The 12257-nt window shown below is 70.4% G+C and carries 15 protein-coding genes; 10 read left to right on the forward strand and 5 right to left on the reverse strand.

The annotated features are described in order from the left end of the window. Nucleotides 1-175 precede the first annotated feature (175 nt). Nucleotides 176-1114: a dihydrodipicolinate synthase family protein gene (locus tag QYS60_RS06350; protein ID WP_371382690.1), complete on the reverse strand. Its 939-nt coding sequence runs from the start codon at nucleotides 1112-1114 to the stop codon at nucleotides 176-178. Nucleotides 1115-1292: 178 nt separating this feature from the next. Here QYS60_RS06350 and QYS60_RS06355 point away from each other — a divergent pair, with 178 nt between their 5' ends. Next, nucleotides 1293-2351, forward strand: a complete 1059-nt coding sequence (locus QYS60_RS06355) for a LacI family DNA-binding transcriptional regulator (RefSeq protein ID WP_003938690.1) — start codon at nucleotides 1293-1295, stop codon at nucleotides 2349-2351. Between the two features lie 211 nt (nucleotides 2352-2562). Continuing rightward, nucleotides 2563-3465 carry an LLM class F420-dependent oxidoreductase gene (locus tag QYS60_RS06360; protein ID WP_371382691.1) on the forward strand — a complete coding sequence of 301 codons (903 nt, stop codon included), beginning with the start codon at nucleotides 2563-2565 and terminating at the stop codon, nucleotides 3463-3465. 67 nt (nucleotides 3466-3532) lie between these two features. Here QYS60_RS06360 and QYS60_RS06365 read toward each other — a convergent pair whose 3' ends face one another. After that, complete coding sequence (locus QYS60_RS06365; RefSeq protein WP_371382692.1) at nucleotides 3533-4267, reverse strand: helix-turn-helix transcriptional regulator; 735 nt, start codon at nucleotides 4265-4267, stop codon at nucleotides 3533-3535. Between the two features lie 94 nt (nucleotides 4268-4361). On the opposite strand from QYS60_RS06365, the gene QYS60_RS06370 reads away from it, so the two are divergent. The 5 genes from QYS60_RS06370 (at nucleotide 4362) to QYS60_RS06390 (ending at nucleotide 8023) form a co-directional block, all read left to right on the forward strand. Next, a complete protein-coding gene (locus QYS60_RS06370; protein ID WP_371382693.1) occupies nucleotides 4362-4811 on the forward strand; it encodes a hypothetical protein in 450 nt (149 codons plus the stop codon). 70 nt (nucleotides 4812-4881) lie between these two features. Continuing rightward, the gene (locus QYS60_RS06375) at nucleotides 4882-5358 is read left to right on the forward strand and encodes a hypothetical protein (RefSeq protein ID WP_371382694.1); all 477 of its coding nucleotides are present in this window, start codon (nucleotides 4882-4884) and stop codon (nucleotides 5356-5358) included. A gap of 1 nt (nucleotide 5359) precedes the next feature. Then, on the forward strand, nucleotides 5360-7186 hold the full coding sequence (locus tag QYS60_RS06380; RefSeq protein WP_371382695.1) for a glycoside hydrolase family 15 protein: 1827 nt from the start codon (nucleotides 5360-5362) through the stop codon (nucleotides 7184-7186). Between the two features lie 52 nt (nucleotides 7187-7238). Then, nucleotides 7239-7880: a hypothetical protein gene (locus tag QYS60_RS06385; protein WP_371382696.1), complete on the forward strand. Its 642-nt coding sequence runs from the start codon at nucleotides 7239-7241 to the stop codon at nucleotides 7878-7880. Next, a complete protein-coding gene (locus QYS60_RS06390) occupies nucleotides 7877-8023 on the forward strand; it encodes a hypothetical protein (protein ID WP_371382697.1) in 147 nt (48 codons plus the stop codon). Before QYS60_RS06385 ends, QYS60_RS06390 begins: the two co-directional genes overlap by 4 nt. A 27-nt stretch (nucleotides 8024-8050) precedes the next feature. Here the strand turns inward: QYS60_RS06390 and QYS60_RS06395 are convergent, their stop codons facing one another. Further along, nucleotides 8051-8497 (reverse strand): MarR family winged helix-turn-helix transcriptional regulator, encoded by a 447-nt coding sequence (locus QYS60_RS06395; protein WP_371382698.1) that lies wholly within the window; start codon nucleotides 8495-8497, stop codon nucleotides 8051-8053. Nucleotides 8498-8577: 80 nt separating this feature from the next. Between QYS60_RS06395 and QYS60_RS06400 the strand changes: the two genes are divergently transcribed. Both QYS60_RS06400 and QYS60_RS06405 read left to right on the forward strand, forming a co-directional pair. Next, entirely contained in the window at nucleotides 8578-9201 is a 624-nt protein-coding gene (locus tag QYS60_RS06400) for a DsbA family protein (RefSeq protein ID WP_040272872.1), read from the forward strand. 13 nt (nucleotides 9202-9214) lie between these two features. Next, nucleotides 9215-9865 (forward strand): maleylpyruvate isomerase family mycothiol-dependent enzyme, encoded by a 651-nt coding sequence (locus tag QYS60_RS06405; protein WP_289379430.1) that lies wholly within the window; start codon nucleotides 9215-9217, stop codon nucleotides 9863-9865. A gap of 7 nt (nucleotides 9866-9872) precedes the next feature. Here QYS60_RS06405 and QYS60_RS06410 read toward each other — a convergent pair whose 3' ends face one another. Beyond that, the gene (locus QYS60_RS06410; protein ID WP_003938681.1) at nucleotides 9873-10124 is read right to left on the reverse strand and encodes a hypothetical protein; all 252 of its coding nucleotides are present in this window, start codon (nucleotides 10122-10124) and stop codon (nucleotides 9873-9875) included. A 47-nt stretch (nucleotides 10125-10171) separates the two neighbouring features. After that, a complete protein-coding gene (locus QYS60_RS06415; RefSeq protein WP_010594175.1) occupies nucleotides 10172-11317 on the reverse strand; it encodes an LLM class flavin-dependent oxidoreductase in 1146 nt (381 codons plus the stop codon). 104 nt (nucleotides 11318-11421) lie between these two features. Here QYS60_RS06415 and QYS60_RS06420 point away from each other — a divergent pair, with 104 nt between their 5' ends. After that, nucleotides 11422-12249 (forward strand): esterase/lipase family protein, encoded by an 828-nt coding sequence (locus tag QYS60_RS06420; RefSeq protein ID WP_371382699.1) that lies wholly within the window; start codon nucleotides 11422-11424, stop codon nucleotides 12247-12249. Nucleotides 12250-12257: the final 8 nt, after the last annotated feature.

The raw sequence follows: 12257 nt of genomic DNA on the forward strand, positions 1-12257 counted from the left end.
GGGAAGGCACTCACGGACGGACGACGGTGGTGGTGCCGATGTCATCTGGGAGGTCGGTCGGCCCGCCGGGTCTTGGGAGCGGCGGGCCGACCGAGGACCGCGGCGTCACCCGGAACGGTGACGGAAGGAAACGGACTACGGAGACTTCCGGTCCGGACCGATGCTGCGACGAAGGTCAGGCGAAAGCGGCGACGGAACCGAGGCGGGCGGACTGCAGTGCAGCGGCGATCTCGGCGCCTGCGCCGGCGGCCAGGGGCAGCAACGGGGAGCGGACGGTGGCGTGCTCGAGAATGCCGCGAGCGACCAGGCCTTCCTTCAGGGCGACGGTGCCCTCCATGTGCGAGCCACGGTGGTAGACGTTCGCCGTGACCGGCAGCAGGCGGTCGTGGACGGCGCGGGCGGCGGGGTAGTCCTTGGCCTTGCCGGCGGCGATGAGCTCGACCAGCGGCTCGGGAGCGAGGCCGCCGTATCCGACGAGCAGACCGTCGACGTCGAACACGGTGTGCAGCAGGTACTCGTCGTGGCAGCTCAGGATCTGCAGATCCGGGTTCTCCTTGCGGAGCACCGGAATCTCGCGATCCCAGCGGCGCATGTTGCGCACCCCGTTCTTGGTGGCGAACACACCTGGCTGGGCGGCGATTTCGAGCTGGGTGTCGAGGTTGTACGTGGCCTTGGTGACATCGGGGTACTGGAACAGGATGAGCGGCAGACCCGATCCTTCGTAGATGGCCTGGTACCGGTCCTGCGGGGCACCGTCCTGGTAGCCGAAGCGCAGCCAGCCGTGGGAGGGGTAGACCAGGCCGGCCGAGGCGCCGGCGTCGACCGCACGCTGGGCTTCCTCCACCGCAACGGCGGTACCTTCGCCGGTGATGCCCGCGATGATCGGCAGCCGGCCGTCGACGGACTCCTTGAATGCGGCGATGACGCGCACCTGCTCGTCCTGGGTCAGGAAGGTCCCCTCGCCGGCGTGGCCGAGGACGACCAGGCCCTTGACGCCGTCGACGCTGCCGAGCCACGAGCCGAGGCGATGAATGGCGTCGTAGTCGACCTCGCCGTCGCGGGTGAACGGGGTCACCGGCGCGGGAGTGAGGCCACGGAGGTCGAGAGTGCTCATGATTGCTCTTTTCATCGAAGGGCGATGCTCTGTATGAAATCGTTCCCGGGAACGTTCCCGTGAACGATTTCATCGTGGGGTACGATCGGTAGCTGTGTCAAGGGTCACTATCCGGACGAGGTGGAGCGAGCGTGCTCGTCCGGTCCGGACGGCGACCGAGGAGGTAGACAGGAAGACCATGAACACCAACGGGAACGCGCCACAGACCACGGTGGACGGCAAGCCCAGGATGGTGACGCTGCGCGAAGTCGCCGAGGCGGCGGGCGTAAGCACCTCGACGGTCAGCCGGGTGCTCGACGATCGCGTCCCACCGTCCCAGTCCCCGACTGCGCAACGCGTCCGTGAGGTCGCCGCCGCGCTGGGCTACCGGCGCAACACCTTCGCCTCCAGCCTCCGGCGCGGCCAGACGGCCACGATCGGCGTGCTCGTACCCCGCCTCAGCGACACGGTCATGGCGCTGATGTACGAGGCGGTCGGGCGTGCCGCGAAGCGGCTCGGGTACTTCACCATGGTCGCCACCACCGGGGACGACCCCTTGGACGAACAAGAGGCGGCGACAACGCTTCTCGGACGCAACGTCGACGGCCTGATCATCGCCTCGAGTCGACGGGACGACCCGCTCCCCGGGCAGCTGCGGGAGCAGGGCGTGCCCCACGCCCTCGTCCTCCGCACCGACGGCATCAGCCCGTCCTCGGTCGGCGACGACGAAACCGGGGGTTATCTCGCCACGCGTCACCTGATCGACCTGGGGCACACCGATATTGCCGTCCTGTCCGGCCCGTTGTTCACGTCGACCGCTACCGGACGACTCGCAGGCGCGCAGAGGGCGCTGCGGGAAGCCGGGCTCGAGATCGATCCAGCGTGGATCGTCGAAACCGGTTTCGGCATCGAGAGCGGCGAGGAGGCCGGTCGTCGCCTCTTCGCGTCCGAAAAGCGCCCCACCGCCGTCTTCGCCGCCAACGACAATCTTGCCCTCGGCGTGATGGCGGCGGCTCACCAGCGCTCCCTGGCGATCGGTACCGACGTGGCACTCGTCGGATACAACGACATTCCGCTCTCGCAGCGTCTGCCGGTTCCGCTGACGTCGGTGCGGACCCCGTTCGATCAGATCGCGGCCACGGCACTCGATCTCATGCTCGCCGCGACGCCGGTGAGCGATCCGATCCGCCGGGCCCTGCCCACCCTGATCCCCCGACAGTCGTCGGGACCCCACCGGAATCCGGCCTCCGTGCCCTGACCACGGGGCCGCCGGAACGCACAGCCTCCGCCGGCGCATACACCCGCGCCGGCAGGTTCGTCGGGCGCCGGCACGACCGCGCGGTCTTTCCGGCGGGATCACCCATGCAGGGGGTGGGTGATCGCGCTGCACGCCGACGCGGTGCGAGGCTCCCGTGCGCGGCACGCAGGCGGAACCGTTGCGTGATCGAGACCCGCCGCGGCCCGACGGAATGAAACCGGAACCGGTGGAGGTTGGACCCGGCGTGACGGATTCGACGAAGGCAGAGAACACGACGCACACTCCCCCGCTCGGCCGTTTCGGCGTCTGGCGGCACGCGACCGGCCTCCCCCCGGAGACCGGAGCCGAGATCGAGAAACTCGGTTACGGCACCATCTGGATCGGCGGCTCACCGCCCGCCGACCTCGAGGTGGCCGAACGTCTCCTCGACGCCACCGAGAACATCGTCGTGGCCACCGGCATCGTCAACATCTGGACCGCCCCCGCCGACGAGATCGCCGCCTCCTACCACCGGCTCGAGGAACGCCACCCCGGCTGCTTCCTGCTCGGGGTCGGCGTCGGCCACCCCGAGGCTCACGGTGAGACGTACCGCAAGCCGTACACGGCACTGGTCGAATACCTGGACGTGCTCGACCGCGAGGGCGTACCCGAGGCGCGGCGGGTGCTCGCCGCGCTGGGACCGAAGGTGCTGAAGCTGTCCGCAGACCGGTCCGCCGGGGCCCATCCGTACCTCACCACCCCCGAGCACACCCGCGAGGCGCGCGATGTCCTCGGCCCGGACGTCGTGCTCGCCCCCGAGCAGAAGATCGTGCTGTCCACCGACGTCGCCACTGCCCGCACCATCGGCCGCAAGGCCGTGGCCAACCCGTATCTGAAACTGCGCAACTACCGCGCGAATCTGGAACGCACCGGCTTCACCGCCGAGGAACTCGACAACGACGGCACCGACCGGGTCGTCGACGCGCTCGTCGCGCACGGCGACGCGGAGTACATCGCGACCCGGCTACGAGAGCACCTCGACGCCGGGGCGGACCACGTCGCGGTGCAGGCCCTGCCGATGCGCGACGACCCGGTGCCGGCCCTGCGCGAGGTGGCCGCGGCCCTCGGGCTCTGACGTCCGGACGGGACCGCGCCGGCCGGTGCGGTCCCGTCGTCCGCGGCGGGAGCGGTGCGGCGCCGATTCACCGGTCCCCGCGCCGGATCCGGACGCAGCAGAATCCCGGTTCCGGGGCGAGTTCTGTGTCGAGCTCGGCAGTGTCGAGACCCGCAGCCCCGAGCCCGGCGACGACCGCCTCGACCAGAGCGAGGTTCATGCCACAGACCAGGTCCCGGTGTTCGCCGGCCAGCCGGTCGAAGGGGCAGTTCGCCAACCGGATCTGCCCGTCGCCGGACAGGCGCGGCTCGTAGCCGTGCCGGGCGAGCACCCGCGCCACGCCCTCGAGGCCGGCCGGTGCCTCGACATCGTCTCCGTTCGCGGGGCCGTCCGCCGGGGCCGGCTCCGCCGCGATCCGCCGTCCCCGCTCGGCGGCGGCGGCTCGCACCGCGTCCGCGACGGGCACCGACTCACGCATCGATCGCTCGATGGCAGTTGCCAGAATCTCCCCCGCCAGGTCGTAGCGACGCTCGGGCAGGGAGATCGACAATTCCTGCGACGAGCGCCGGTAGAGCTTCGACGGCCGTCCTGCGCCCGGGCCGGTCCGTCCCGAAAGCCGTCGGAACTCCGTCTCGAGCAGACCGTCGGCGACGAGCCGGTCGAGATGGAATTTCGCCGCATGCACCGGCACCTCCACCGCGGCCGCCGCCTCCTCACGCCCGACCGCATCCGCCTGCGCGACGACGTACCGGTAGAGCGAGCGCCGGACGGGGTCCGCCAGCGCCCCGATCCCCGCAGCCTGCTCCGCAAACTCGTCCTGCACGCTCGCTCTCCTTCTAAAAGAGAAACTCCTTGACGTAATCTACGTCACAGATCTAAAATAGATACTACTCTCTTTTAGAAGTCAGGAGACTTCGATGAGCCCCTCCCCCCTCTCCCCCGCCACGCCCCCTCGCACCCGCATCGACGCCGACGTCGGAGCCCGCCAGGCATTCGTCCTCCTCCGGACCGTCTTCACGGTCGCTCCGATCGCCTTCGGTCTCGACAAGTTCACGAACCTGCTCACCCACTGGGAGCGCTATCTCGCCCCTTGGATCGACGACATCGTCCCCGGCACCGCCCACCAGGCCATGCTCGCGGTAGGAGTGGTCGAGATCCTCGCCGGCATCCTCGTCGCGATCCGACCTGCGATCGGCGGCTACGTCGTCGCCGCCTGGCTGCTCGGCATCATCGTCGATCTGGTCACCCTGGGCGGCTACCTCGACATCGCATTGCGCGACGTCGGACTGGCGGTCGCCGCCCTCGCCCTCGCCCGGCTGGCCACCGCCCCGGCCGCCCGGCGCAGAGTCACCGCCGGCACCCCGTGAAGTCGAGCGGCGGGTCCACGGCGGACGCCGACCGTGGACCCGCCGCTCCCACACCCGAAGGTGAAATGCCATGGACTGGGCCGGATGGGCACTCTTCGGATCGCTGGCCACCACCGTCCTGACGGCGGTCATGATCGCCGCCCAACTGGCGGGTTTCAGCCGACTGGACCTGCCGTTGGTGCTCGGCACGGCCGTCACTCCCGACCCGGACCGCGCCCGGGTGGTCGGCTTCTTCGTCCACCTCGCGATCGGCCAGGGTTTCGCGCTCGGGTACGCCGCCACCTTCGCGCTTCTCCATCAGGCGACGTGGTGGCTCGGCATGATGCTCGGCCTGCTGCACGGCATCGTCGCCTTGACGGTCCTGCTGCCGCTGTTGCCGGGCGTACATCCACGCATGGCTTCCCGGCGAGCCGGTCCGCGCAGCACCGCGGTCCTCGAACCGCCCGGCCTGCTCGGCCTGAACTACGGTGCCCAAACTCCGGCCGTCGCCGTCGTCGCACATCTCGTCTACGGCATCGCACTCGGACTGTTGTTGCAGGTGTCCTGAAATGACCTCCACGGCAAGCGCTTTCGATCTGATCAGGGACGACGCGGCCGTGCCGTCCCGGATCGAGGACTACGGCCTGCTCGGCGACACTCGCACTGCAGCGCTGGTCTCCGACGACGGATCGCTCGACTGGCTCTGCGTGCCGCGCTTCGACGGAGATCCCGTCTTCGGCCGGCTCGTCGGCGGGGCGCAGGCCGGACGGTTCCGGCTCGGGCCCGAGGGGCCTGCCCCCGTCGTTCGGCGCCGCTACCGGACACACACCGCGACGCTGGAGACCACCTGGGATCTCGGCAACGCCCGGCTCACCCTGCGCGAGGCGATGATCGCGGAGGTGGCCGGGCGGCTGCTACCGACGACGGTCCTGGTGCGGAGGCTCTCCGTCGAGGGCGAACCAGCCTGCGCCGTCGCCGAATTCGACCCTCGGTTCGGCGAACGTCACCGCCCCCCGAAGGTGCGTCGGCGCGGCCGCGATCTCGTGTGCGAGTGGGGCTCGCTCGCCCTGTCGCTGGCCTGCGATTCCGAAACCCCGATCACGCCGGGCCGGCCGGCCTCGATCACCGTGACCCCCGGGCATCCGGTCACCTTCGTCCTGGCCGTGGCCCACCGCGAGCCGCTGATCCACCTCGCTCCCGACGCCGCCTGGGAGCTCGTCGCCGAGGACGAGGCCCGCTGGCGGGCGTGGACGGCCGAGATCGCCCACGACCTGCCCCACCGGGAGGCCGTCGTGCGAAGCCTGCTGACGCTGCGTCTGCTCACCTATTCTCCTTCCGGCGCACCGGTCGCCGCGCCGACGACGTCGCTGCCCGAACGGCCCGGGGGGATCCGGAACTGGGACTACCGCTACGCCTGGCCGCGCGACGCCGGCATCGGCGTCGCAGCCTTCCTGGGAGTGGGCAGGGTCGACGAGGCACGCGGGTTCCTCGGGTGGCTCCTGCACGCGAGCCGTCTGCAACGACCCCACCTGCCGGTCCTGTTCACACTCGACGGCCGGCCCGGACCCGCCGAACGCACACTGGCGGGATGGCCCGGCTTCGCCGGCAGCGCCCCCGTGCGGTTCGGCAACGACGCGGCCGACCAGCACCAACTCGACGGCTACGGCTGGGTCGTCGACGCGGCGTGGGGGTTCGTCCGGTCCGGCCGCCCGCTGTATTCCGAAACCTGGCGCATGGTGCGTGGATTCACCGATCATGTCTGCGAACGGTGGACCGAGCCGGATGCCGGTATCTGGGAGATCCGTGGCGACGCCGCCCACCATGTGCACTCGAAGATGATGGCCTGGCTGGCCCTCGACCGTGCCCTGCGCATCGCCGAGACCCATCGCCTGTCCGCCCGTCGCCGCCGGCGCTGGCGCGCGGTGCGGGACGCCGTCGCCGCAGAGGTGCGCGATCGCGGTTTCGACCGGCTCGGAGACCGCTACACCCGCACCTACGGCTCCCGCGACGTCGATGCCGCCCTGCTCGTGCTTCCCGTGCTGGGCATCGACGCCCCGGACTCCCACCGGGTGCGGGGCACGATCGACGCGATCCGGCGCGAGCTGTCGGCCGGAGGCCCGCTGCTGTACCGGTATCCGCCCGGACAGGACGGACTGCCCGGAGGCGAGGGCGCGTTCCTGCCGTGCTCCTTCTGGCTGGCCCAGGCACTGGCCCTCACCGGTCGGCGGGTGGAAGCCGAGGAGCTGTTCGAAACCCTGTTGCGGCACACCGGCGCACTCGGCCTTCTTCCGGAAGAGGTGGATCCCGCCACCGGCGCCTTCCTCGGCAACTATCCGCAGGCGCTCACGCATGCCGCGGTCGTGCAGGCCGCCCTCGCCCTCCGGACCGTCCGATGAGCGGGACCGCCGGGACCTTCTCTCCCCGGCTCCGGTGTGGAACAGTTTTCTCATGGCGATCCGCACGCTCGCCGCAGTCGCGACAGCGGTGAGTGCCTTCGTCCTGTATCGCCGGTGGCACCGGCGCTGGGGAGCGACGACTGCCGAGTGCGCCGGCCCGATGCCCGGCGACGGCATCCTCTCCTCGGCGGCGTTCAGCGCGACCCGCGCCCTCACGATCGACGCGCCGGCCGAGTGCGTGTGGCCGTGGATCGTCCAGGTCGGCTACAACCGGGCCGGCTTCTACTCCTACGACCGTCTCGACAACCTGGGGCGGCCCAGCGCGACGACGATCGATCCGCGTCTGCAGTGCATCGAGGTCGGCGACGTGGCGGCGCCGATGGCGAGTCCGGCCACGGCGGCGACGTCCTTCCGGGTGCACTCCTTCGATCCGGGGCGCTACCTGGTGTGGGCGAAGCCGGATTCGACGTGGTCGTGGCGCCTCGATCCCGTCGACGGCGGGCGACGGACCCGGCTCGTGAGCCGGTTGCAGGCCGCCTACCGGCCCGCACCGTCGCTGCCGCTCACCGTCGCACTGATGGAACTGGCCGATTTTCCGATGATGCGCAGGATGCTGCTCGGCATCCGGGAGCGCGCCGAGCGCCTCGCGGCCCGCGAGTCCGCTCGTTCCTGGCAGGTTCGGGAGGACGCATGACCGAATTCGAGCCGGACCGGGTGCGCGCCACCTACGGTCCGGGCACGTATGCGCGATCGGCCGAGATCAAGGCGATCCGCACAACGTCTTTCACCGCAATGCGAACATCGTTCCCGGCGTACGGCACGCGTGACACCGGGTGAACGTCCCAGCCGGATGCGACCGGACGACTACGCTCCCGTGGGCCGATACGGATCGGTGATCTCCCGGAGCAGGGTGAGCGCCTCGCGCAGCTGCTTCATCCGGCGCACGCCGAGATGCTCGGTCCATTCGGCCTCGATCCGGGCCTCCTCGGCCCGGGCGACAGGGAGGGCCTCCGTGCCGCGCCGCGCGATCCGCACGAGTCGCGCACGGGCGTCGGTGGGGTCGACGGTGCGTTCGACGTAGCCGGCCCGCTCGAGCTGGTCGACGAGGAAACTCGCCGTCTGCTTGGCCACCTGGGCCTGCTCGGCGAGGTCCGTCAACCGCGTCCCGTCGGGCCCGATACGGGCCGCCACCCGCGCCTGCGCGAGCGTGATGTCGTCGTAGCCGGCGCGCCGCAGCGCCGCGAGAATGCGGTTCTCCGCCGACCGGGCGGCGATGAACATCAGCAGGGCGGTATTGAGATCGACTGCCATCCCACTCCTTGCAGATAGTCCGATTCTCGAACTATATTGGTACCAACATCGTACTTGTTGGCCCGCCCGGGAGGTGCGAGATGGCCGACGAAGCGCCCGTCGTGGACTTCTACTTCGACCCCGTCTGCCCGTACGCGTGGATCGCGTCCCGGTGGCTGCTCGAAGTGGAGCGCCGGCGGCCCCTCGATCTGAGATTCCATGTGATGAGCCTGAGGGTTCTCAACGAGAACCGCCCGGGCGATCCCGCCTATCTCGCCAACATCGAACGTTCCGCCGGTCCGTCACGAGTGGCCACCGCTGCCGCCGTCCAGTTCGGCGAGGCGGTCCTGCGGGACTTGTACACGGCATTCGGTGACGCGATCTTCGATCGGTGGCGCTACCCCGATGCGGACGAATATCGCACCGCGATGGCCGGTGCGCTCGAGCGGACCGGCCTGCCGGCCCGACTCTCGTCCGCGGGCGACTCGACCGAGTACGACGACGCGCTCCGCCGCAGTCACGACGCCGGGATGGCGCCAGTGGGCCGCGAGGCCGGCACGCCGACCGTCCACATCGACGGCGTCGCGTTCTTCGGTCCGGTGCTCAACTCGATTCCGCGCGGCGACGACGCCGTGCGCGTCTTCGAGGGCGCGCGATTGCTGTCCGGGTTCTCGGACTTCTTCGAACTGAAGCGCACCCGGACCCGCCCGCCGGTGTTCCACTGACAAGAGGGGCCCCATGATGAACGAGGACGAAATCTGGGCCGCGATCGACAGCGCGCGAGGGCGCACGGCCGATCTGCTCGAACAGCTCTCCGACGACGAATGGGCGCAGCCCTCGCTGTGCGACGGCTGGACGGTGCGTGACGTCGCCGCCCACCTGACCCTGCAGCAGTTGACCGTCGGGGACGCCGTCCGGATCGCCCTGCGGCATCCCGGCCCGATGAATTCGATGATCCGTGCCGCCGCGCGCGACCGGGCGGCGTTGCCGACCGACCGGTTGATCGCGGACCTGCGCGCGACGATCGGCTCCCGCCGCCACAATGTGGGCCTGACCGCCTTCGAGCCCCTGACCGACATCCTCGTGCACGGCCAGGACGTCGCGATCCCGCTGCACCGCGACCTCGGGATGCCCGCGGACGCGGCGTCCGTGGTCGCCGCGCGGGTGTGGTCCCAAGGCGGCAGGGGCAAGGCCCGGGTCTTCCGCTCCCTTCCCCTGCGCGGCTACCGGCTCACCGCCACCGACGTCGAATGGTCGGTCGGCGAGGGGCCGGAGATCCGGGGACCGATCTCCGCGATCCTGTTGCTGCTCACCGGCCGTCGCGCGGCGCTGCCCCGGTTGTCCGGCCCGGGTGTGGACGATCTGCGGGCACGGGTGGCGACCGGGTGATCCGGGTTCAGGACGAGCCGTCTCGCTCCCACGCCGCGGCGATCTCCGGGTATCCGGCCGCGATCTCGTCGAGCCGTTCGTCCGAGGCGGTCTCGATCTCGGCACGGTGCCGCTGCGCCGCCACGAGGGATCCGTCGAACTCCCCCGATGTCGGCACCGGACTCTGTTCGCCGGGACCCGGGGCACTCGTCTCCAGGGCTCCGATGATCTCGTCGAGCCGCTGAGCCACGAACCTGCGCTTGTCGTTGTGTGTCTCCATACGAACCGGCATACCCGGCTCGCTGCGCGTCACACCGCCGGTTCGGCTCACCGAGTCCCGGCCTCCCCGGCGGCGGACAGGTCGACCTTCGCGGGTATCACGAGCCGGTGCGGGGAGTCTGCGCCCTCGGCGACGAGCGAGGCGTGCGTCGGCGGGTCCGACGGCACGTGCGCCGGGCGGCGACGTTCGAATTCGGCGCGCAGCACGGGCACGACGTCCCGGCCGAGGATCTCGATCTGCTCGAGCACCACGTCGAGGGGCAGGCCGGCGTGGTCCATGAGGAACAGCTGCCGCTGGTAGTCGCCCGCATAGTCGGCGAAGCCGAGGGTGCGTTCGATCACCTGCTCGGGGGTGCCGACGGTGAGCGGGGTGGTGGCGGAGAAGTCCTCGAGCGACGGTCCGTGACCGTAGACGGGGGCGTTGTCGAAGTACGGACGGAAGACGCGCTTGGCCTTCTCCTCGGTCTCGGCCATGAACACCTGGCCGCCCAGCCCGACGATCGCCTGGTCGGCGGCGCCGTGGCCGTACTGTTCGAACCGGGTGCGGTAGAGGCCGATCATCTGCTGGATGTGTTCGCGGTTCCAGAAGATGTTGTTGTGGAAGAAGCCGTCGCCGTAGAACGCGGCCTGCTCGGCGATCTCCGGCGAGCGGATCGAGCCGTGCCACACGAACGGCGGGGTGTCGTCGAGGGGCCACGGGGTGGAGGTGTAGCCGCGCAGCGGGGTGCGGAACGTGCCTTCCCACTCGAGGTCCTTCTCCCGCCAGAGCCGGCGCAGCAGGTGGTAGTTCTCGATCGCGAGCGGGATGCCTTGGCGGATGTCCTTGCCGAACCACGGGTAGACCGGGCCGGTGTTGCCCCGGCCCATCATGAGGTCGACGCGGCCGCCGGACAGGTGCTGCAGCATCGCGAAGTCCTCGGCGATCTTGACCGGGTCGTTCGTCGTGATCAGGGTGGTCGCGGTCGAGAGGATCAGTTTCTCGGTCTTCGCCGCGATCCAGCCGAGCATGGTGGTCGGCGACGACGGGACGAAGGGCGGGTTGTGGTGCTCACCGCTCGCGAAGACGTCGAGCCCGACCTCCTCGGCCTTCAGCGCGATCTCCGTCATGGCGACGATCCGCTCGTGCTCGGTGGGGACGCGGCCCGTGGTGGGGTCGCGGGTGACGTCGCCGATGGTGAAGATGCCGAACTGCACGGGTGCCTCCGTCTAATCGTTGATTGCTCAACTATACGAACGGTGGGGGCTCGCCGGTATTCCCCCTCCGCTCGTTCCGTCCCCCGCCTGCACCTCGACGGTGCATGATCGGCGTCATGATCCGCACACTCGCGGTTGCCGGTCTCCTGGTGCTGGGCAGCAGTGTCGTCGCGAGTCCGCCGGCCTCCGCCGACGCGCCGACGGGCCCGCCCCAGAGCACCTTCGGCGCCGCGCTCGTCTACTCGCTCGCGCATCCCGGTGTCGTCCCGGCCGGGACGAACGACTTCGACTGCGTGCCTGTGCCGGAGCACCCCGAGCCGGTGGTGCTCGTCCACGGTTTCCTCGAGAACTCCTACGCCAACTGGGCCGGATTGGCACCGGCCCTGAAGACCGAGGGGTACTGCGTGTTCGCGCTCGACTACGGGGCAGCGCCGGGCGAGCCGTTCAAGGCGCGCGAGCCGATCCCGGACGCCGCCGGCGAGCTGGCGACGTTCGTCGACACCGTCCTGGCCGAAACCGGTGCGGAGCGGGTGTCCATCGTCGGTCACTCCAAGGGCGGCGCCGTCCCCCGGTGGTACGTGCGGTTCCTCGGCGGGGCGGACAGGACCAGCCGGATCGTCGGGCTGGCGCCGGCGAACTATCCGTCGCTCGGACCGCCGTCCGTCGCGCAGGACGCCGTGCTCGCCGCGCTCAACGCCGGCAGCGACACCGTCGAAGGGGTTTCCTACACGGTCGTCGCCACCAGATACGACCAGGTGATCATCCCCTACACGGCGTCGTTCCTCACCGGACCCGGCGCCCAGAACATCCTGCTGCAGGACGTGTGCCCGGCGAACACCGCCGACCACGTCTCGATCCCCTACGATCCCGTCGCCGAGCAGCTCGTGCTGGCCGCGCTGGGCCCGTCCGCAGACCGGCCGATCGTGTGCTGACCACGGCC

The organism is Rhodococcus sp. GXMU-t2271 (genome assembly GCF_041414735.1).
GTDB lineage: Bacteria > Actinomycetota > Actinomycetes > Mycobacteriales > Mycobacteriaceae > Rhodococcus > Rhodococcus indonesiensis.